The sequence below is a fragment of the Pseudobythopirellula maris genome, from assembly GCF_007859945.1.
Classification (GTDB): domain Bacteria; phylum Planctomycetota; class Planctomycetia; order Pirellulales; family Lacipirellulaceae; genus Pseudobythopirellula; species Pseudobythopirellula maris.
Map to the genome: position 1 here is coordinate 522,477 of NZ_SJPQ01000003.1, position 22,010 is coordinate 544,486.

Consider the following 22,010-nt stretch of genomic DNA (forward strand, 5'->3'; position numbering starts at 1 on the left):
CCCTCAGAACTTCCAGCGGTACTCAACCCGAGCCCCGGTGATATCTTCCGAGTTGTCGAGCCAGCCGGCCATCGCGTCGGCGCGGATCAATGTGGCGGTCGATAGCGGCTTCTGCCAGCGAACGCCCACTCCCACCTGGTCGCCCAAGGCGTTGCGTGTGGCGTCTTCGCCGAAGGTTTGCAGGAACGCCGCCTCGACGATCAGCTGCTGGTTGTAATCGGGCGCGAGCAGATCGAGGCCCAGCGACACGCCCATCGTGTTGTTGCCGGTGGCGTCGAGCGTCGGGTAGCCGGTGAGCGCGTCGCTCTGGAACAAGATGCCGGTGTTGAACAGCACCCCGCCGAACGCCCCGGCCCGGGCCAGCGGCTGCGGCCGGTCGAGGCCGATGAAGAAGTTCATGTACGGGAACACGTTGTACGGGTTCTTCGTGATCAGCGTGTTCTCGACGAGCAGCAGCACGCCGTCGGCCGTCTGCGGTCCGGCCACGGGGTCTTGGCCCGTGTTGAGGATCACCCGCACCGAGTTCGACACCGCATTGAGATAACGCCGCGTGTAGCTCACGCCCAGGTTGTGGTACGAGCGGCCGAGGCCGCGGCCGTCGTCGGCGAAGCCGTAGCCCATCTCGAGGTAACCGCCCCGCACGTCGACGAACGTGTGAGCCCCCAGCACGTGGCCCGCCCCCTCGTCAAAGCCGAAGGCGCCGCTCGACACGCGGTCGAGGCCGGCGAAGAACGTCACGTCGAAGTTCGACCAGTCGAGCCGCGCCGAGTTCTTGGCCGGCAGCGTGACGGCGCCGCCGATCATCGCGTCCTGCGTCCACACGCCGTTCTGGAACAGCAGCGGCACGAGGCCCACCGTGAACGGCAGGTCGTATTGGGCGTACTCGCCCTTGAAGCCGCCGAGGATCTGCCCCAGGTCGCCCTCGAAGAAGAGCGTGTCGGTGTCGGCGTTGAACAGGTCGAACTCGCTCTCGAACCGTCCCTCTTCGATGCGGGTGAAATTACCGCCGTCCTGCAGCGGGCCGACAAAACCGTGCAGCCGCTCGGTCGATGTGAACCAATAGTCGAGTTCCAGGTTCAGCCGCTTGGCCAAGATCGTCTTGTCGGGCCCCACGTTGCCGTTCTCGGCGATCGCAGTACGCAAGTCGCCGTAGACGTAGAACTTCTTCTGCGAGAGGTTCGTCGCGCCCCACTCCGTGCCCGAAACCGGAATCGGCCCCGCCGCGTAGAATGGCAGCCCACGCTCAACCCACGGCCGCTGCGTGGGGATCAGCGACTTGCCGTGGTAGACATCGCGCTCCGCGCAAGGGTCGTATGGGGCGTAGAACGCGTCCGCGCTGAAGTCGCCATCGTCGCAGCCAACCAGGCAGGCGCGGGGGTCGGTGTGCGGCGGGTGGAACTCGACCTCGGGGAAGTCTTCCCCCCCTTTCTCCTGATGGGGAGGGGAACACGCAAGCGCCTCGGTCGGCAATGGAGAAGCTTCTAACGGCGCCGGCGGCAACAAACCGAACCGCCCCACGATCGGCTGCGGCGACGAGCCCACGCCGCACGTCATCGCCGTGCGCAGCGGCTCGTAGCCCACCTGCGAGTCGGCTCCGCCGCCGCGATCGGCCGGCGGCTCGAACACCGGCGGCAGCCGGGTGATCCGATCTTCGGCCCGCGACACGCGCCCCACCGGCCCGCCGTCTTCGTAGCCTAGCGCCATCTCGCCCGACCTGGGGGGCGCGAACAGCGGCGTGTGCGTCGCGGCCGGCGGCTCCCACGACGGCAGCGGCGATTGCGCACAGGCGGCCGCCGCCAGGACCAACCAGGCCGTCAAAAACGCCAGCAGTTCGCTCGGTTGACGCATCCCTACCGCACCTCGAATTCGACCGAGTAGGGATGGATGTCGAGCGTCCCCTCGACCATCGCACGCTGCATCTCGGCCGTCGCCCGGCAGAACCGCATGAAGTACATCGGCTCCACGCGGCTCCGCATGCGGAAGCTCAGCCGGTAGCGGCCCGGCTGACGCAAGAGCTCGCCCGGGATCTTGTACTTCACCCGCTTCGACCCGAGCGGCGCGATCGAACGCATCTCCATGCGGATCGCCGGCGGGTGGTTCAGCACGCTGATCGGCAACGCCCCCGGACGCAGGTGCGGAACCTGGTCGATGCTGATGTTGACCGGCAGCGTCCACTCGCGGTCGGTCCCCGTCGCGCCGGTGTAGAGGAACATCGTTTGCAAGTTGAACAGCTGCGAGTCGAACGGCACGACGCCGTTGCGCACGTCCTCCGAGTGGATGTCGGCCAGGTCGCCCTTCGAGTCGGTGTAGCCGGTCTCCCACAAGCGCCGGCCGTCGGGGCCGATCAGCACCACGTTCGCCCACAACTGCGGCTGGGCGCCGAGCGAGGCGGTCGGCAGGTTGTGGCCCTCGTTCAGGTTGGTCACCACGTAGTCGAGCTTGAGGTCCTTGCCGCGCTGCGGCGCTTCGCGGAAGAACGGGCCCTCGACCTTCGAGCCGTTCTCCATGACCACCTCGCGCAGCCGCCGCTTGTGGGCGAGCTTCACCAGGTTGTCGTCGATCACGTCGCGGGCGTCGTAGCGATCGTCGGCGTCGGACCACTTGCTCGGGAACCGCACCCGAACGCGGCCCTCGTCGACCGCCTCCTCGAACTCGTCCGTGCCCCACCCCGCGCGCCAGTCGTAATCGAGCCACTCGTCCACCGTCCAGCGATCGGCGTCTTTGTGCTGGGGGAACACGCCCGGGTGGGCGATCGAGTAGCCCGGGCCGTAGAACGTGTGGTTCGATTTCTTGCGGTGCTCGTTGACCGTCTTGCCGCCGACCTTGGCGATCGGGCCGTAGTCGTAGCCCGCCGGCACGCCCGGCACGCGCCCCATGTGGCAGTCTTGGCAGCTCACCCCCTTCTTGCACGCCGGGCTCGCGCGGTACTGCTCCCACACAACCTCGAGCTTGATGCCCGGGTGCACCGCCACCTGGTGGCAGCTGGTGCACGCCTCGGCGCGGGTGAGTTGGTCGAAGAACCGCCCCTCGCGGTGGATCCCCTGCCCCGGCCCTTTGGCTTCGTCCGAGAGCTTCACCTTGTACTTGTCCGCATGGGCGATCACTTCCGCCACGCCGTCGCCCCCGACGCCGCCATACACCGGCGCGTACTTGTCGCCCGGCACGATGCGGCGTTCGCCGTTCGACTTGCCGTAGCGCTCGTTCACCCGGTGGCAAGCGATGCAGCCCACGCCGTCGCGGGCCGCCGCCGGGAGCTCGCCGATCGGCGTCGCCCGGGTGTGCCCCGTGGCCGTGGCGATGGTGGTCGCCACCGGCGAGTGGCAGCGGTAGCAGAAGTAGCCGACCGTCCCTTGGCTCAGCTCGCTGATCCGCTGCTCGAACTTGTGGAACATCGGCGAGACGAACGCGTAGGCGTGGCTCGACACGCTCCACTGCTCGAAGATCTCCTCGTGGCACTCCGCGCAGTCACGCGCCGAAGGGTAGCGCTTCTTGGTGAACAGCTCGGCGTGCGACTCGTCAGCCGTCTTGCCCCCCGCCTTCGCCCGCGCCGCCGCAGCCGCCTGCGGCGAGTGCCCCGCATGAGCCGAGTGCCCAGCAAGAGGCGAGTTTCCAACTTGAGGCGAGCCGCCACCGTAAGGTGGCGGAGTCTTCAGCGGCGCAGCTTTCTGCAGCGCAGCCGGCGGCGCAGTCGGCGCCCCCCAAGGACGCGGCGTCACCGAACGATTCCCCCCCGAAGCCGGCCCAGGAATCCTCTCCGGAGTCACAGGCCGCGGCGCAGGCCGCACTGCCCGCGCGGGGGCAGCGTCCCGAGAGGGTCCGCTTTGAGGCGGATTATTCTGAGGCGTAGTGTTTTGAGGCGCAGTGTTAAGAGACGGCGCGGCGGGCTCGGGCGCTACCGGCTGCGGCGGCGCCGCTCGACGCGTCTGAGGCGCCTGTGGTTGGCCCCGAGGCGCAAGCTGCTGCTGTGGCCGGGGCGAGGGCGGGGTCGCCTGCTGTTGCGGCTTGGGTTGCACTAGTGGTTGCGGCTGGGGCCATGGCTGAGACTGCGGCCCGGGTTGCGGCTGGGGCTGCGGCTGCGGCTGCGGCTGCTCGACCACTTGTTGCTCGGCAGCTTGCTTCTCGACAGCTTGCTGCTGGGCGTCGTTGGCCTCCACTTCGTCGTCGGACGGGACTTCCTCCACGCCGACCACGATCCGCTCGACCGCGCGTTGCAACCGACGCTCGACCTCGTCGAGTTGCAGATCGACTTGCGGGTCGATTTCCCGTGTCGCTTCACCTGGGTATTGCCGTCCCGCAGTCGCGGGCGTCTCAGTGGCCGACTCTCTGGGAGCGGGCAGCATCGGAGCGCCAAACAGCGGCCCGCTCGGCTGGCTAGTCTCGCGTTCTTCGGTTGCTGCATCCCCGGGACCGCTACTTTCGTCGGCTTCACCGGCTGCACCACTGGCCGCAGCATCGGCAGCCTCGACGGCCGGCTCGTGCTCGACGGCAGTCTCGTCAGAAGAGTCCGCCGACGGCTCTTCGCCGGGCGCCGCGGCGTCGGCCGCCTCCGTCTGGCGGTCTTCCGGGGCGTACCAAGCCTCGGGCGCTACGAGCCACTCGCCACGATCGCCGCCCCCCGGCGCCTGGGCCACCCGCAGCGAATGGCCCACCGGCCAAGGCGTGTCGGTCCGCGAAGCGACGCGCAGGCCCGTGATCCGGGCCCGTGCAGCCGCCGTGGTCTCGGGCGTGCTGCTTGTGTTGCGTTCGGCGCTGGTCACGGCCGGAGCAAACGCCGTGGGGGGGGCCGCCCCCGCAACGGCGCCCAGCGGCGCCATGCCGGCCGGAAGCAGCTCAGCGGGCAGGGCGTCCAGCGCCGTGGGGCAGGCGTTCGACAGGAAGGTCCACTCTTCGGCCGTCAGCCGCCTGCCGGCGCCCGGGGGATGCTCCGCATCGAGGCCGCCGCCAGCGTCGGGAAGATCGGGGCGATCAGTGGGCAGAGCCGCCGCAGCAGCCAGATCGGCCGGCGCGGCCCACTCGCTTGCGGACCCGCCGCTAGCCTCGCTAGCAGCCGACGCCACCCGAGGCTCACTACCCGGCGTTTCGACCAACGCCGTTGCGGCAAGCAGGGCGGCGTAGCAGGCGGCCGCCACGGCGGTGCAGGTGATCGCCGCCATGCACGCTCGTCTTAGAGATCGGCCGAGCGCATCGAGCCCGCCGTCGGCCTCCTGTGCGGCGGTGGGCCGACGATTGACGCCCGTGGCCTTTCTACCCGTGCCCATTGAACCGGAGGCAAATGCACCGGGGGCCTGCGTCCGGCCGGCGCGGCGGGGACGTGGCGGCGACTTGCGGTCGGCCGTTCGGCGCATCGGCGGCTAGAGGGTGGTTCGGGGCCGGTCCGCTCCCGATCCAAGAGACGCGTCGACGCATGCAGCCCCTGCAATGCTGTCAACCAACGCGACCGAGCGGACCTGTCACGGTTATCGAACCGCTGAGGCCCGCAATCGCGGCGAACCAACCGCAGCCGGCAAGGTCGGCGCCAACTACCCCGTCTGCCGAGCAGGTTGCTAGCTAATGCGTTGCCGACGGCCCATAACGCCGCAGCATGCAAGAGCAGCAAGCATCATTGAGGTAGGCTCAGGCGGAAATACAGCAATTGCATAAGACTCCACCACATCCGCTGGCGTGGCTCCGGTAGGGCCATAAACAATGTGCTCGGATGCCAAGCCTGATACTGTCACGAGATAGGCCCCACCATGGTAGATCACTGGGCCGGATACAAGCAGGGTTGGCGAGCCCACACCAATGGCGTCGAAGTTGTCGTCGAAATCGCCGGGGTCCATGGAGCCCGTCTGAGCAAAAACGTCGCCAGTGATTGCGCCTAGGCCACTATCAAGCTCACCCTGGAACGTGATCGCGAAAAGCGAATTCGGCGTGGTGCTGTCCCACCTGCCCGAGGGAACAGGGTTGACGGGAAAGCCGCTCATGCCCTCGACGAATTCTAGGACATGATCCTCATGGGTGTTGAGTTGGAAAGCGTAGGAAAGCAGTCCGCCGTTGAATCCGCCTCCGATATCGTTGTCGGTAACCTCTGCCCAAACCTGGAGATTGTATTCACCTGGTGGCATAACAGTGTAATCCTCAGGATCGACACCCTCATACCGAAGCGAATACTCAACAGTCGCGGCGTGCGAGGTGACGGCTAAGCCGCACACGGTTCCTAGAAGGAATGACTTTAAGAGCCAATGCATGATGAACTCACTGAGAAGAGTGGAAGAGTATTCGGCGGCAAGTGATTCCACCAATCACGATTTTCAGTAGGGCGATGGCTATCAACCGACGCCATCAATGCCGCGGCCTACCGTATCCTATGCTTCTTGAATCCTGATGTAAATAAAAAAGGCCCCTGGGTAAACCCAGGGGCCTTTTTGTAAATCAACTCGGCGTGTGTACACCGAGGTGTAGTCGTTCAGCTCAGCAGCTGCGGCGACGGTATCCGAGGACACCAGCAACGGCCAGACCGGCGAGCATCGCCGAGGCGGGCTCGGGGATATTACCAATCGTGATCGAAGCGGGAATCACATCGTCCGACTCGGTGGCTCCGGTGGCACCGTAAACAATGTGCTGCGTCGCCAAACCCGAAACCTCAATCGTCGCGATACCCAGGCCGAGTTCGATCGGACCCGACACTAGCAGCGTCGGAGAACCCACGCCGATAGCGTCGAAGTTGTTATCAAAGTCACCAGGGCCCATGGATCCCGTCTGGGCGAACACGTCACCCGAGACAGAGCCAAGACCACTATCGAGCTCACCCTGGAACTTGTTCGCAAAGAGCGAGTTGGGAGTGACACTATCCCACTTGCCCGAAGGAACACGGTTGACGGGAGGACCGCTCATGCCCTCAACAAAATCGAGGACAGCATCTTCTTCGGTGTTGAGCTGGAACGCGTAGGACAGGAGGCCACCATTGAAGCCGCCACCAATGTCGTTGTCAGAGACCTGGGCCCAAACTTCGAGCGTGTACTCTCCGGCCGGCATCGTCAGGTAATCGGCTGGGTCAACACCCGCAATGTTGAGCGAGTACTCGATAGTAGCCGCTTGAGCCTGCGAGGCAGTCAAGGCAGCGATGGTCAGTAGTGCAAAAAAAATACGGTTCATATTCGAAATCCTTCTAGATTAATTCTTGGTAATTACACGGTGCAAACTCAATCATAAGCAACTTGCGTTCAATGCATTAGCAGTGTGTCGTCCCAAGTTTCAAATCGATTTTATACGATGTACAGAGTCGCGTTGCATGCAACTCTGTATATGATTCTTTAGCTACGGCGAGTCGTCACGAAGCCGATAACCGCAAGAGCTACCATCAGGAGCGAAGTGGGCTCGGGAACAGCGACTGCTGAACCAGACGGATTCCAGTTGAGGCTCACCTCGTTCAGGTCGTCCGGGCCAACCGCCCCGTCACCGTTCAAGTCACCTTGAGCTAGGGTGTAAGGTCCGTTGCTCCCACTGGGGTCCCAGTTCAAGCTTACCGCGTTCAGGTCGTCCGGGCCAACAGCTCCGTCGCCGTTCGTGTCACCGGGGACATTAGTCGCAACTTCGAACACAGCTTCGTCGTTGAAGTTGGTGCCACCCTGGGCGATGATGCCCGAGGCGGTCAGGCCACCGGCCGAGCCGTCGAAGACGAACTCGAGGAAGTCGATGGCGCTGGTGCCGGCGAGCGGGTTCGAGCCGATCGAGGCGAAGGCGCTGTCCTCACCACCGAGTTCACCAGCCAGGTAGGTCTGAAGGCCAAGCGTGGTGATGTTGCCCTCGAGCGTGTTGACGCCGGGGTTGTCATCGTACTCGAAGATGCTCGTGTTGAGCGGGTTGACGGCCGAGATCCCGACGCCAGCGTCGGCGACGACACTAACTTCGATTTCGAGCGAGCCGGTCGTGTCGGGCACGATCTGCAGGATCGCCGAGGTGCCGTTGTCGACCCAGTTGAAGGTCGGATCGGCAAAAGCCGGCGACGCAAGCAATGCGACCATGGCCGCGACAGACGTGATGTTCTTCCAGGACATTCGTGTTTCTCCACCCACTTTGAGAAAGACAGTTATTGAACAGAGTTGCCGAGCGAGAATCGCAGCTCAACGCCCTTATGTAACTCACAGTAGTTTGGCGACCCCGACGAGGGGCGACGCCAATAAAAAACGAACGTGACTTCTTGACGTTTGTTGACGCTTGAACCGAGTTGCTGCCGCCGGGCGGCAGAAAAACGTTGAGCGAACCTGAGTAACTAATCCGCCTGAAATCAGCCCGGTGGTTGATCTCGTCTTGCGGCGGAACGGCTACCGATTCTCACAGTCTGATCGGAATCGAACTACGTAGCAAGCATCTTGGCGAGACTATCTCAAAAACTTCACGATCCGAGGCTCACTCAATAAGGGCGGGCGATGCCCGGTTAAAACCGGCGCCGGCTAGGTGAGATTTTCGAAAAGATCCGCGATGAGGAATAAAACTCTCTGGGGCCAATCAACTTGCGGTTAGGCGCCAGACGACGAGCACAAGGCAAACGCCGTTTGGCTGACTCTGAGCCTCGAAGACCAACCGGCTAAGCAGGCCGATCTTGTTGGCAACGATGCTGACGCTTGGCGACTCCGGCCATCTAGCGCCCCGTCCGTAAGGGTCTGCCAGCAATATCTCATGTGGTTACCAAGCGGTTCACTCGCTTGAAACACCGCCGCGAATCGTGACGTAGCTTCAAACAAACCGGCCGGTGCTTTGGGAAAAGTTCGGTCGTTGTCCGAGCGGACGACCGGCTAGATAAGACGACGAAATCTGGTCGATATCTAGCCAAGACAGCCCACTTGGATGGACGCATTATGCTGGGGGTTTCTAGGCGTGTCAAGCAACTTCAGTAGGTTCCAAGGCTTTTTCCTAAAAAACGGCCTTGACGGTATGGCGCACCTGTGACGGGGCGCCTCAGCGACGCACGCAAGCGGGCGCCAAAGCGGCCCGAGGGGCTCGTTTCTCACGCAGCAGCAGCCCTATCGCACCGACCGCCAGCCCCGTCAGCCAGGCCGTGCCCGGCTCGGGAACGGCGAGTGACGAGGAGCTCGATGTCGCCAGCGACGGGGCCGGGATCTCCAAGCCAAAGTTCGCCACCCACAGGTCGTAGTCGTCGTCGTCGATCATGCCGTCGCCGGTGCCGTCGGCCGACGTTCCCGGGGCCACGCCCGTGCCCATGGCGTCGCGCCAAACGGTGAAGTCGGCCGCGTCGACGAAGCCGTTCTCGTTGTAGTCGCCGTTGGCGATGCTGCCCGAGATGTTGGTGCGGATGAGGGTCGAGAAGATCGTGTCGCTGCTGAACGACGGAACGCTGTTCATGTCGTCGAAAACGAACGCGTCGAACAACGAGGCGAGGCCAAAACGCGGGTCGGCGCCCGCCGCGAACGTGCCGGTGGCGACCGTAACCGCAACGTCCCAGTCGGAGTCGCCAAACGTGTCGCCGGTGGCCCACGGCGAATTGATCAGGCCCGCCAGCGTGGCGCGCGGCGCCGGCGTCCCGTTTTCGACCGTACCGACGCCGAAAAACACGCGGCTGTCGGGGTCTGGCATGACCGGGGTTTGAGCGGCCGTGATGAGTCGTCCGGATCCCGTGGGGGTGTTGCTGAACAGGCCAAAACCGGCCGAATCGTCGCCGTTGACCGTGCCGCTCGGCAGGCCCGAAGCGATCGTCGTATTGACGCCACGCAGCGGCACGGAGAGCGACATCAGACCGAAGTTGGCGGCCCCACCGTCGGCCTTGGCGACCAGCTCCCAGCTGCCGCCGTTCGACGCCACAGCACCGTTGTGCAGCAGGTTGAGGCTCAGATCGATCTGGGCCGCCAGGGCGGCGGTGGAAGTCGCTACGAGCACGACCACAGCGATCGCAAGAGGGGCGACAGCCGGCGCCACGGGGGCTACTAGTGCGGCCGGGCGGGTCATCGCACGCAGCAGACTTCTAAGAGCGTTTGCCATAGCGGGAAGATCTTGGGGTTTGCCGGCGCCGGCCCTTTTGCACGCCTTAGGCCTTGCGAGCAAGGCCGGACGAGACAAAGGCTGGGGGCGAGCCAGGCGGTGAGTGCGACAGCCAACGCCGGCTCGGGCGAGGGCCTGGGGGTCTAAAAGAGTCTCTTGTTCCGTAGGGCCGAACAGCGGTGGACCGGTCAGCGAGCGAAGACGGCCATCACGCCGCAATCTCGCCGCCGTTGCCCCAATCCGTGCATTCCGCCCGTCTTGCAGTTTATCAGCGGGCGCGACCTCCACAACGATATTCACCGCCGCTGAGCGGAGCAAACGGGCCGATTTGCCTCTTTGGGGCCGTTTGGGGCGCTGCGAACGCTTGTTCCGGTCCACCAGCGGCCGGATGCCGCCGGCGTCTGCAGGGGAGTTCGGGCGCACGAGCGCCGGCTATTCCCACGCGGCTGCTTACGGCTATCCGCGGCGCCAAAGGGTTACCCGCACCGCTGGGAAGTTACGCCCGGCAAAGGCGTTGCAAAGCGACCGTTGCGGGCAACTTTTTTTGTTGCGTGCGTCGGATTCTTGGGAATCGCGTTGATTCGCCTGCGTCTAAGTTGTTAACACAACACTTGTCGACACGAGACTTCGTTGGGCGTGGGACTGACCGGGCTGCTTCAAGCGTTTCCGGCGATCCCATGTCCCTCAAGCGATCCGCTTCCCTTCAAGCGAAAGGAGCCTCACGACGAATCGTTGGTCACTCGTACTCTTTGCACCCTTTAACGAGCGTGATTAGGGCCTGGCCCTCGACGAGCGAGACCGCGGTTCTGCTGTGACCGTACCCCGACCTCTACTGACCGAGACGACTCACTGGCATCGACAAGCCAGGTTGCGAGCGGCAAGACCGCCCAGCCGGCGCCGAGTGAGCCCCCTCTCGCTGGTAAACAAAACCACGGCGCCGGTCGGCCATCGCAGAACCGTCCATCGCACGCCAACCATGCCGGGCGTGACTCAACCGTTCCTAGTTGGAGCTTTTTCGGACGTTGGATAATTGTTGACCACGAGCCGCCTGCGGCCCGTGCATCCCCATCACCCAAAAGCCCGCGGCGCGCTCCAGCACGCCGCGGGCTTTTTCTGTTTAATACGAACGGCGAGCCGGCGACTTACGTCGCCGGCTCGCCGTTTTTGTGTTGGCGTCAGCCCTCGACGCGCTGGCGGAGTGTTTCGATCTCGTCGCGCAGCTCGGTGATGGTCTCCTCGAATTCGGCCCTGAGGGCCGCGAACTCCGGCCGCCAATCGCTGTCCGCCGGGGCTGGCGCCGGCGGCGCGGCTTGTGGCGTGGGCGCCGTGGGAGCCGCGCTGCTCGCAGCAGCGGGCGTGGCGGCCGCGGCTGGCGCCCCGTCGTCGAGCTTCAGATCGCGCTTGAGCCGGTCCAGTTCGCTCGGACCGTACAGGTTGTGCGTGACGACCGCGCCGCGGCCCGGCGGCGAGAGGTAGAGCAAAAGGCCCTTGTTTTTAAGCGAAACGAGCACCGGCTCGAGCTCCGAAATGCCCTTGATCGGCTCCATCCGGGCCGCCCTGCCCCGCAGCTCACCGACGGTCTGCTCGCCGCGCAGCAGCAGCTCGGCCATGACGGCGAGCTCCGTTTTGTCGACGCCCAGCCAGTCGTACGCCAGGTGCCGATAACGCTCCACACGCGAATCGCCCTGCACGACCGACACGGCGCCCTTTTGGCGCAGGGCGTCGATCGCCTCGTCGATCTGGTCTTCGTCCAGAGTCATCTGCGGCGAGCGGTTGCTCTTCTGGTTGCAGGCCGAACGCAGGGCGTTGAGCGACAGCGGGTAGGCGTCGGGCGTCGTCTTAGCCTTCTCGACCAAGGCGCCCAAGATCCGCCGCTCGCGCGAGGCGAGCGTGGTCCACTTCGGTTGGTCGTCAGCGAGTTCGGTCATCGGCGGGCTCTTCCCTGAGGTGCGTCGCGGCAAGCGTGAACCGCCATTCTAAGACGACCAAGCCAACCTTGGCGAGCCGGCGACATGACTCGCCGGAGTGGAACACCCGAGCGGACCACCGGAACAACAGAAGAGTCTCGCGCTACCACTTTGCGTGTGTAGAGCTGCACCACGAAGGGATGCACTGCTTCTTGCATGATTGAACGGATCGCTACGGGAAGACTCCGGCGGCTTACGCCGCCGGCTCGCCATCCGGTTAGCTCCGCCAGCCTTCGAGCACCAGCTTGCCAATCGCGCGGCCCGACTCGAGCTTGCGGTGCGCTGCGCGCAGGTTCTCGGCCGAGATCGGCGACAGCACCTCGCCGACGGTCGAGCGGATCTTGCCCCCATCGATCCAAACCGCCACGCGGCAGAGCAGCCGGTGCTGCTCGATCATGTCGGGCGTTTCGTGCATCGAGCGGGTGAACATGAACTCCCAGACCAGCGTGGCCGACTTGCTCTTCATCACGCCCTGGGCGAGCGGGCCGCTGTTCTCGACGATCGCCACGATCCGCCCCTGCGGCCGGATCAGGTCGGCCGCGGCGTCCCAGTGGCCGTCGGTGTCGTTGAACAGGGCGATGTGGTCGAGCCACTTCAGCCCGAGCGCCTCGACCTGCGGCCGCAGCGGTTCGCGATGGTTGATCACGTCGTCGGCGCCGAGTTCGCGCACCCAGTCGGCCGATTCGGGCCGCGAAGCGGTGGCGATCACCCGCAGTCCGGCGAGCTTGGCCAGCTGGATGGCGATCGAGCCAACCCCGCCGGCGCCGCCAACAACGAGCAGCGACTCGCTGCTGTTCTGCCTGTCCGCGCTCAAGCCGAGCCGCTCGAAGAGCGCCTCGTAGGCGGTGATGGTGGTGAGCGGCAGCGCGGCCGCCTCGGCAAAGCCGAGCGACGAAGGCTTGCGGCCGACGATCCGCTCGTCGATGCGCTGGAACTCGGCGTTGCCGCCCGGGCGGGTGATGTCGCCGGCGTAGAAGACCTCGTCGCCCGGCTTGAACAGGGTCACGTCGGGCCCCACGGCAACGACCACCCCGGCGGCGTCCCAGCCGAGGATACGCGGGTCCTTCTCAACCACATCGCGATTCGAATCGTTCGGCGCCCGCACCTTGGTGTCGACGGGATTCACCGCGATGGCCCGCACCTCGACCAGCAGGTCACGCCCCTCGGCCGCCGGCTTGTCCGCCTCGAAGTCGACGAGCGACTCGGGATCGTCGATCGGCAAGTAACGTGTGAGTCCTACGGCTTTCATTCTGGCTTCGCCCGGTAGAGGGATGCGTTTGGCCAACTCCGCGTGGGCCGGCGCCCGCCACGGGAAGACGTCCCGCATTGTAGGCGGCGCCCCCAAGGATGGCCCATCCGCCAGACACGGAGGGGGATTCTTGCGTCGCTGCGACGCTGCGCGGTCAACGGGCTCCAAACCTTGGCCCAAGAATTTTCTTGCGCGACTTATCCGCCTTCGGCGGACTCCGCTGCGCTCCGCTAATCGACTTGATGGCAACGACTTAGAACAAAATGGCGAGTGGCCAAGAATCGCTGCTGCGCGCGCGGCCAAAAGCGATTGTCGAAATTAGGTGAAACGCCCGTTACAAAGATAATTGGGCGCCGCAGGGTGTCGCCGTCGCGCGGGCGCCTTGCGCTAAAACGGACGACAGCAAGTTTACAAGACGCGCCGCTGCGTTATGGGGGCGATTGCCGCCCCGCCGATCGCGCGAAACTTTTCTGAGAGGCCAATCGCGGGGCGGTTGCGATTTATTCTTGGGCCAAACCGCAGCCACCGATTCAAGATCAGAGCCGCGGGCCGACAACGCGGTTGCGGCCCTGGCTCTTCGCCTCGTAGAGCCGCTCGTCGGCTTCGCCGATCAGCTCGATCGGCTTCACCGAGCGGACTCCGTCGAGCACCGCCAAGCCGAAACTGCACGACACGCGCAGCGGGCCGGCGGCCGTGGCGAACGGCTCATTGGCGATCGCCTGCCGGCAACGCTCGGCGATGGCCAGCGCCTCATCAGCGGGCGTTTCCGACAGCAGCAGGGCAAACTCCTCGCCGCCGTAGCGGGCGAACATGTCGATCTCGCGGCAGACCTCTCGCACGCGGCCGCCGAAGTCCTTGAGGACCTCGTCGCCGACCAGGTGGCCGTGCGTGTCGTTGACCTCTTTGAAGCAGTCGATGTCGAACATGACCAGCGCCAGCGGCCGGCCGTGGCGGCGGCTGCGGGCGATCTCGCGGTCGAGGTTGTCGAGCAGGTAGCTCTTGTTGAACGCGCCGGTGAGGGCGTCGATCGTCAGGGCCGTGTAGACCGTCTCGTGGTAGGCGGTCTCGATCGAGCCGGCCGACAGGAACTTGTAGAGGTAGCCGCCGAGCTTGACGCAATCGCCCGAGCGCAGCACACGCTGCTTGACCGCCTCGCCGTTGACGTAAGTGCCGTTCGTGCTGCTGAGGTCACGCACCTCGTAGCCGCCGTCAACGCGTGCGAACTCGGCGTGACGCCGCGAGACGCTGCTGTCGTCCAGCGTGAGGTCGCACCGCGGGTCGCGGCCCACGATCAGCGACCGGCCCTCCACGCGGCGCATGCCGTCGATGATGTCGGCCGGGTAGATCTGCACGAGGCAGCAGTCGGGAGCGTCGTCGAGCGAGTCGTTGAGCAGCGCGGGGTTGAGGATCGTGCTGCGGTCGTCCGGCGCGGCGGAGCACTCGGCGAACGAGTTGATGGCGTCGGACATGGGGTGGGATTGGGCAGGACGGGGGTTGGACGAAACACCGGCCCCCGGCGCAGGGAGCCATGGTTAAAGCATGGGACACAATGCGCTGCCGTCCGCCCGTCAGAGCGACCCGCTACAGAAAGAAGCCGAACCGACCCCGCCGGTTGTACGGATCATGCGGAACCACGGGGCCCGAGGCCGCCAGCCGCGACGGCCAAAATGCCCTATCAGAGTGCGGAACCGCGGCGGCGTGCTAGCCGCTCGGGGAGAGAATCACCCACGGCGGGCGGCGCCGCGGCGGGCCGCCACGAGCCCGGCGAGGGCCAACAGCGACCAAGTGGCCGGCTCCGGAACCCCCGCGGCCTCGGCCGGCGCGGCGATCAGATCGGCGAGTGTTTCGCCGTAGTGCTGCACCCACAGGTGGTAGTCGGTTATGCAGACACAGCCGTCGTTGTTGCCGTCAGCCGGCAACCCCTCGCCTACCTGAGTGAAGGAGTCACGCCACACGGTGAAGTCGGCCCCGTCGACGACGCCGTCGCTGTTGTAGTCGCCGACCAGCACGGGTGCGATGCTCTCGTAGAAGTCCTTGACGGCCTCCTGGCGTGCGACGCCCAGGCTCCCCGTGCCGAAGAACGAGCCGTAGCCGTAGAAGGCGGCGCCGTCGAGGCCGGCGTCGTAGAGCCCCTGCAGTTCCTCGACCGTCAGCTCGGGACCGCCGCCGTCCTCGTCGTGCAGGTAGCTGCCGAGGCCCACCACGATGCGCGAGTCGGTCTCGATCGACGTGATGCGGCTCACGTAGTCGTCGAACAACCGGTCGTGGTTGCTGCTGCTGAGATAGAGCATCGGCATGGCGATATCGACCAGCTCCTGCTCCAGCCAACTGCGGTAGTCTTGCAGGTAGTCGTGCTCGGCCGTGTCGGGATTGTTCCACACGGCGGCCGACAGATCGATCGTGCGGCCGGTCGAAACCTCCGCCGCGTCGACCGTCTGCTTGACCGAGGCGACGAGGTCCGTGATGCGGCTCTGGTTCCAGTCTCGGTAGGCCGTGGCGTTCGAGAAGCTCGACCCGTCGAGACCGGTCGCCTGGAAGAACAGGTCGTGCGAGTAGTCGTCGTGCGGCAGGTAGTACCAGTCGGGCCGGTAGCCCTGGCTGGAGGAGGTCGGCCCCATCCAGCGGATGTAGTCGAGGTGCACGCCGTCGACGTCGTAGTTCTCGCTGAGGTCACGCACCACGTCGTTGATGTGGTCGTGGACCTCGGGCAAGAGGTGGTTCACGCGGGCGTACGAGCTGCCGCTGTAGCCATCGGAGGGCTCGAGGTCGCCGTAGTAGTCGGTGACGCGGAAGCTGGGGTCATCGTTGTAGATCGGGTGGTCGCCGTCCGAGGGGAGCTGCGAGCTGTTCCACAGCGGCATCGTGTTCATCCAGGCGTGCAGCTTGATGCCGTTGTCGTGGGCGGCGTCGATCGCCACCTGCAGCGGGTCGACGGACTCGGAGAGGCCCTGCGCCCACGGCTCGTGCTCGCTGTCGTAGTAGGCGTCGGCCCGGCCGCGCACCTGCCACATGACGTCGGTGATGCCGAGGCTGGCGGCGTTCTCGATCCGCGAGCGGATGCTCGAGACGCTGTCGCCGTTGTACTCGTAGCGGTTGATCCACAGGCCGCTGAAATCGGCGAACCCCGCGGCCATCGCCGGGGCGCCGACCGAGGACACGATCAGTAGAAGACCGGTGGCGGCGAGCGCGCAGGTGTGCCGGCGGGTGCAATGCAGCGAGGTCATACTCTTCCTAGCGGTTCCGGTCGCTATCGCGGGGACGGACGCCCCGACTATTCCTTTATAAGTAAGCCTTACGCGGCGGAGAACGGCGTTGCGCAAGAACGTGAGGGAGCTGCGCAACGCGGTTTTTCCCTGTGAGGGCCGCCAAAGTGTCCTGGGGCGCCGCGGCGCAATTGTGTACGTCGCCTCCTCGGGGTGGTATTTTGGCGCCTGCCGAATATCCCCCTCCTCTTGCGGTCGCCTTCCTCTTGCGGTTTTCGCACGGCGGCCAGCCTCAGTCCTTGGTAGCCGCGCCAGCCTCACGGCATCTCAGCCGACGCCCTTCTCATCAGGAGCTTCGCCATGTTCTTACGCCATCTGCCCTCGTTGGTTATGGGGTGCACGCTATTGACGACGGGCGCCGCCCAGGCCGAATTCGCCGACCTGCTCGCCAAGGTCCCCCGCGATTCGAACCTGGTGGTTCTGGTCAACGCCGAGAAGGCGTTCGGCAGTAAAGTCGGCGTGGCGGAGGGGTGGCGGCAGAGTTACCGATCGAACTCCGACCAAGCGCCGCTGCGGATGCCGCCCGAAGCAAGCGAGTACGTGCTCGCCGCCACGATCGACCTGGCGACGCTCTCGCCGCGGCGCGAGACCGCGGTCGCGCGGCTCGAGAGCGACCTGCCGATGACGGTGGTCGCCAGGCTGACCGAAGGCGTGGCCGACAAGATCGGCGGGCTCGAGGCGTTGGCCATGCCGCGCGGCGGCTACTTGGTGAAATTCGGTCCCCACGAATACGGGCTCACCGCCCCGAGCGACCGCCAGGCGGCGTCCCGCTGGGTCCGCGAGGCGAGCGGTCGCGCGCGGGCCGACCTCTCGCCGTACCTCGCCGAAGCGGCCGAGTATCCCGATCGCGTGGGGACCGAGTTCATCCTGGCGCTCGACCTCGCCGGGGCCCTCGGCGAGTCGGCCGTGCGGCGAGCACTCAGTGGCTCGAAGGTGCTGGCCGATGGCGGGGTCGATCTGGACGACGCGGCGCGGGTGCTGGCCAGTGTGCGCGGCATGACGCTCGGCGTTCGCACCACGGAACGCGTGGTCGGTTCGCTGAAGTTCGATTTCGCCGAGCCGGTCGACGCCATCACCACGGTGGCGAAGCCGCTGCTGATCGAGGTTCTGGAAGAGGGGGGCGTCGCCTTCGAAGAGGCGTACGACTGGGCGCCGGGGACGGCCGAGAAGTCGGTCCGCATCTCGGGCGAGATGAGCGTCGCGAGCCTGCGTCGCTTGATGAGCTTCCTGGAACTCGACGCCGCGGCGATCGGCCAGCCCCAGGAGGGCGGCGAGTCGATCGCGACCGACCCCGACTACCAGGCTCAGCAACAGGCGACGCTCGACTACTTCCACGGCATCGAGGAGCACCTGCACGACCTGAAACGCGAGCACGGCGCCAAGTCGTACTACTCGATCGGCCGCTGGTTCGAGAAGTACGCCAACCGCATCGACCGCATGCCGATCCTGGGCGTCGACCCCACGGTGGTCGACTTCGGCGCGCACATCGTCAGCCAGATGCGCGACTGCGTCGAGGCGATCAAGGGCGCGGGGATCCAGAGCGGCGCGCGGGGGGCGAGCGTCTCTTCGAGCTCCTACTACAGCAGCGACGACACGGGCAACTCGGGAAACTCGCTGTTCGGCGGCGGCTACGGCGACCAAGTCGACGCCGTGCGCGGCCAGGAGTCGCAACGCCGCGCGATCCGCACCGAGGAGCGGGCCAAGAGCTCGACCACGGTCCGCGGCGTCGTCCGGCAGATGCAGGAAGACACCTCGCGGATGCGCCGCGAGCTCACGCAGAAGTACCAGGTCGAGTTCTGATCGCGGGCCGCACTGAGCGGCGTGGGCGAATCGCGTTGGGCGCCCCCGCAAGACTTTCTTGCGCGGGGGTGGCATTTCTATGGACGTGCGGGGAACTCGCTCCCCCCGCGCGCCGTCTCAGTGGTGAGAACAAGCGAGTGCCGAGTTGGCCACCCTTAATCGGGCCCATCACTGACAGGCTCTACGCCTGAGGCCCATCGCCATCGTGGCATTTTGACGACGGTAGAAACGCTGCCTGGGCGGCGCCATCGGGGCGCCGCCGTTTCTTTTTTCACGCCCCCCGGCCACGCGCCGGACAGCGCAAGGAGTGTAGGAATGCTGCGCCCGTACCTTAGCCATCGGCTGTTCACCCGCTCGTCCACGGCTTTGCTCGCCGCGGCGATCGGGGCCGTCGCCTGCTACCCCTCGACCGCCAACGCCGCGGGGCTGCTGATCGCCGACGGCGGCCTCGGCGGCCGGCTCGAGGTGCTCGAGCACCAGGCCACGGTCACGATCAACAACGGCGTCGCCGTGACCGAAGTGGAGCAGGTCTTTCTCAACACCGAGAACCGGGCGGTCGAGGCGCTCTACGTGTTCCCGGTCCCCGAAGGGGCGTCGGTCGCCAACTTCAGCATGTGGATCGGCGGCAAGGAGATGGTCGGCGAGGTGGTCGAGAAGCAACGCGCCCGCGAGATCTACGAGAGCTACAAGGCGACTCGCACCGACCCGGGACTGCTCGAGCAGAAGGACTACAAGACGTTCGAGATGCGCATCTTCCCGATCGCCGCCGGAGCGGAGCAGCGGGTGCGGATCTCTTACTACCAGGAGCTCGGCTTCGACGCCGACCGCGCGACCTACACCTACCCGCTCTCGACTCAGGCGCAGGAGAACGGCGACTCGGCGGCCGCTCGGCTCGGCCTGACGGTGCGTGTGCTGAGCGAGACGCCGATCGTCGCGCTCGACAGCCCCAGCCACGGCGACGCGTTCGTCGTGGCGCAGAACTCGCCCCACTTCTACGAGGCGAGCTACGAGACCCGCGACGGCGACCTGTCGCGTGACTTCGTGCTCTCGTACCAAGTGAACAAGGCTCAGACCGGCGTCGACCTGATCACCTCAAAGCCGCAGGGCGAAGATGGCTACTTCATGCTGACCGTCACGGCCGGCGACGAGCTCTCCGAGGTCAACGAGCCGGCCGACTACGTCTTCGTGCTCGACGTGTCGGGCAGCATGGGATTCGGCCGCAAGCTGGGCGTCTCGCGTGAATCGATCGCGGCGTTCGTCGAGACCCTCTCGCCGCAAGACCGCGTGGAGGTGATGACGTTCAACGTCCGCCCGACCACGCTGTTCGGCGAGCTCACCCCCGCCTCCGAGGCGACGCTGAGCCGAGCGCGCGAGTTCCTGCAGTCGCAGCAGGCGGTCGGCGGCACCGTGCTACGCCACGCGATGCAAACGGCTTACAAGTACGGCGAGCCCGATCGGCAGCTCAACGTGGTCGTGCTCTCCGACGGCATGACCGAACAAGGCGAGCGGTCCGAGCTGCTGCAGCTCATCGGCCAACGGCCCGCCAACGCGACGGTGTTCACCGTCGGCGTGGGCAACGAGGTCGATCGGCCGCTGCTGCGGCAGCTGGCCGAAGACGCCGGCGGGATCGCCGCGTTCCTCTCCGAGGGCGACGACGCCCAGCGGCAGGCGCTCGCCTTCCGCCGCAAGCTCACCCACCCGGCCGCCACGGACGTGCGTCTGACGATCGACGGCCCGAAGGTCTACGACGTCACGCCCAAGCTGCTGCCCAGCCTCTACCACGGCGCGCCGATCCGAGTGTACGGCCGCTACCGGGGCGACGGGCCGTTCGGCGTGCGCGTCGACGCCGAGGCGCGGGGCAAGCCTCTCGCGCTGACGGCGACCAAGGACCGCGGCGACGGCAAGAACCCGGAGATCGAACGGATGTGGGCTCAGCAAACGATCGCCGCGCTGCTGAAGGACGCCGACCGCAACGACGAGCGCGACGCAGTGATCGACCGGATCGTCGACCTGGCCGAGGCATACTCGATCGTGACCGAGTACACCTCGTTCATCGTCTTGGAGAACGACGCGGAGTACCAACGGTGGAAGATCGACCGACGCAACGCCCAACGCCTGGAACGCGACCGCCAGGGTCGCGACGCCCTAGAAGCGCGGCTCGAGCGGCTCCGTGAGGAGTCGCTAGCGAACCTGGGACCGCTGCCCACAGCCAAAAAGCCCGCGGCTAAGAAGTTCTCGACCTCGTTCGCTCCCGCCGAGGATGGGGCCAACACGCCGGAGCCCTCGTCGGTTCTCTTGCTGCTGCTCGGCGCGGGGCCGTTGCTGCTGGGCCGCCGGCGCCGTGTCGCGTAAGCCGCTGAAACGTCCCGCCCGCCTCGGCGCCGCCTCAGTAGGTGGTCACCGCACGGACGCCGAGCACCAACGCCGTGGCGGTGCTTTCACGGGCGGGCATCACGACCTGCAAGTCGGGCGTGATGTTGAGCCACGGCGTGGCTTGCCAGTTGTAGAACATCTCGACCGCCTGGCCATCGCCGATCGGGCCGAGCAGCGCCTGCAACGGAGTCCCGACCTCGCTGCTCGTGCCGGAGATGAACCACCCCAGGCCAAAGGTGTCGGCCTCGCGGCCGCGGACCGGGCTGTTGCCGCCCACGCCGAAGCTGAGGAACCACTCGATCGGGTTCGTGTCGCCGTCCGCCACGCCGGCGCGGCCGAAGAGGCCCCAGCCGCGTTTCGGGTTGCACGGGTCGACTTGCAAGTATTGGTCGAAGTTCCAATAGACCGACCAAGAGCCGTCGACGCGGTTGATCGGCACGTTGGGCAGCACGAAGCGGGGGTCTTGCCCGATCTCGACGAACTCGCGGTTGTTCCAACTGACGCCCAACAGCTGGTGCCCCGGCAGCCCGCCGAACGAGGTCGGCAACCGCCCCTCGGCCGACATCGAGACCCCTTCTTCAAAGAGCTCGTTGAAGCCGGCGCTGTCGGCCGTGTCGGTGGCGTTCAAGAGGGTGTAGGTGAAGACCGGCTCGCCTTCTGCGCCGAGCACCACGAGCCCGCAGCCGAGCGTGGCGTAGGGGACCGACCTTAGGACGATCGGGGAGGCGACGAAGCCGATGTTCGAGAACTGTGTCTTGCCGCGGCCGTGGGCGAAGGCGTTCAAGTCGCCGTCAAGCGTGTCGAGCTTGCCGAAGAAGACGCCCGTCGTTTCGCTGAGCATCTGGGTGAACAGGAAGTTCGTGATGTACAGCTGCTCGCTGTCGGCGATCGGCAGGTCGGCGAGCACCGTGGCGGGGAGCAGGGCGCCGGTGTCGTTGCTGATCGACTCGCCCCAGCGGTGCTCGGCGCGGATCTTGAGGAACAAGCCCTCTTGGACGCCAAGCTTGCCGAGGTCGGCGTTCATGACGTAGTCGCCATGCCCGCCATAGTTGAACCGCTCGTCGAGACCGCCCGAGGCCGTGCCGAATCCGAAGTGGGCGTGGTCAAGATCGAACGTCACGCCTTGGCAGGCGAGCCAATCGCGGTTGCCGCACCAGTCGCCGGTGAGCCCCTGCCCCGTGTACCCCTGCCCGATCGCCCCTTGGCATGCCGTGGCGATCAGCAAAGTAAATGCAAGAGACGTGCTGCGACTGCGACGCATCGATCCGCCACTCCTTGGCTGGAAGTAAACCTGGGCTTATTGCATGGCATCGACGCACGCTGCTGCCCGCATGTAGCCCGCTGGTTCAGGCCGTTTTAATCGTCATCAAACCACGGACCTCA

Annotated in this window: 13 protein-coding genes; 2 read left to right on the forward strand and 11 right to left on the reverse strand. The window is 65.9% G+C overall.

Translation table 11 applies throughout. The features are described 5' to 3' along the window. Positions 1-3: 3 nt before the first annotated feature. From Mal64_RS14885 to Mal64_RS14930, 10 genes are all read right to left on the reverse strand, one after another. Positions 4-1,848 (reverse strand): hypothetical protein, encoded by a 1,845-nt coding sequence (locus Mal64_RS14885; RefSeq protein ID WP_146401642.1) that lies wholly within the window; start codon positions 1,846-1,848, stop codon positions 4-6. A gap of 2 nt (positions 1,849-1,850) precedes the next feature. Continuing rightward, complete coding sequence (locus Mal64_RS14890; protein ID WP_146401644.1) at positions 1,851-5,153, reverse strand: multiheme c-type cytochrome; 3,303 nt, start codon at positions 5,151-5,153, stop codon at positions 1,851-1,853. A 390-nt stretch (positions 5,154-5,543) separates the two neighbouring features. Continuing rightward, positions 5,544-6,278, reverse strand: coding sequence for a hypothetical protein (locus Mal64_RS14895; protein WP_146401646.1), 735 nt, complete (start codon positions 6,276-6,278; stop codon positions 5,544-5,546). A gap of 172 nt (positions 6,279-6,450) precedes the next feature. After that, positions 6,451-7,134, reverse strand: coding sequence for a PEP-CTERM sorting domain-containing protein (locus Mal64_RS14900; protein WP_146401648.1), 684 nt, complete (start codon positions 7,132-7,134; stop codon positions 6,451-6,453). A 158-nt stretch (positions 7,135-7,292) separates the two neighbouring features. Further along, positions 7,293-8,036: a PEP-CTERM sorting domain-containing protein gene (locus tag Mal64_RS14905; protein WP_146401650.1), complete on the reverse strand. Its 744-nt coding sequence runs from the start codon at positions 8,034-8,036 to the stop codon at positions 7,293-7,295. A 901-nt stretch (positions 8,037-8,937) separates the two neighbouring features. Then, positions 8,938-9,975 carry a PEP-CTERM sorting domain-containing protein gene (locus Mal64_RS14910; protein WP_146401652.1) on the reverse strand — a complete coding sequence of 346 codons (1,038 nt, stop codon included), beginning with the start codon at positions 9,973-9,975 and terminating at the stop codon, positions 8,938-8,940. Between the two features lie 1,175 nt (positions 9,976-11,150). Then, positions 11,151-11,903 carry a DUF480 domain-containing protein gene (locus tag Mal64_RS14915; protein WP_146401654.1) on the reverse strand — a complete coding sequence of 251 codons (753 nt, stop codon included), beginning with the start codon at positions 11,901-11,903 and terminating at the stop codon, positions 11,151-11,153. Positions 11,904-12,159: 256 nt separating this feature from the next. Next, positions 12,160-13,191 carry a zinc-binding alcohol dehydrogenase family protein gene (locus Mal64_RS14920; RefSeq protein ID WP_146401656.1) on the reverse strand — a complete coding sequence of 344 codons (1,032 nt, stop codon included), beginning with the start codon at positions 13,189-13,191 and terminating at the stop codon, positions 12,160-12,162. Between the two features lie 536 nt (positions 13,192-13,727). Further along, entirely contained in the window at positions 13,728-14,660 is a 933-nt protein-coding gene (locus tag Mal64_RS14925) for a GGDEF domain-containing protein (protein ID WP_146401658.1), read from the reverse strand. A 252-nt stretch (positions 14,661-14,912) separates the two neighbouring features. Then, a complete protein-coding gene (locus Mal64_RS14930) occupies positions 14,913-16,415 on the reverse strand; it encodes a glycoside hydrolase family 10 protein (RefSeq protein WP_146401660.1) in 1,503 nt (500 codons plus the stop codon). A gap of 339 nt (positions 16,416-16,754) precedes the next feature. On the opposite strand from Mal64_RS14930, the gene Mal64_RS14935 reads away from it, so the two are divergent. Continuing rightward, positions 16,755-18,254, forward strand: coding sequence for a hypothetical protein (locus Mal64_RS14935; RefSeq protein ID WP_146401662.1), 1,500 nt, complete (start codon positions 16,755-16,757; stop codon positions 18,252-18,254). A gap of 315 nt (positions 18,255-18,569) precedes the next feature. After that, the gene (locus Mal64_RS14940) at positions 18,570-20,606 is read left to right on the forward strand and encodes a VIT and vWA domain-containing protein (RefSeq protein WP_146401664.1); all 2,037 of its coding nucleotides are present in this window, start codon (positions 18,570-18,572) and stop codon (positions 20,604-20,606) included. Positions 20,607-20,640: 34 nt separating this feature from the next. Here the strand turns inward: Mal64_RS14940 and Mal64_RS14945 are convergent, their stop codons facing one another. After that, complete coding sequence (locus Mal64_RS14945) at positions 20,641-21,888, reverse strand: carbohydrate porin (RefSeq protein ID WP_146401666.1); 1,248 nt, start codon at positions 21,886-21,888, stop codon at positions 20,641-20,643. Positions 21,889-22,010 lie beyond the last annotated feature (122 nt).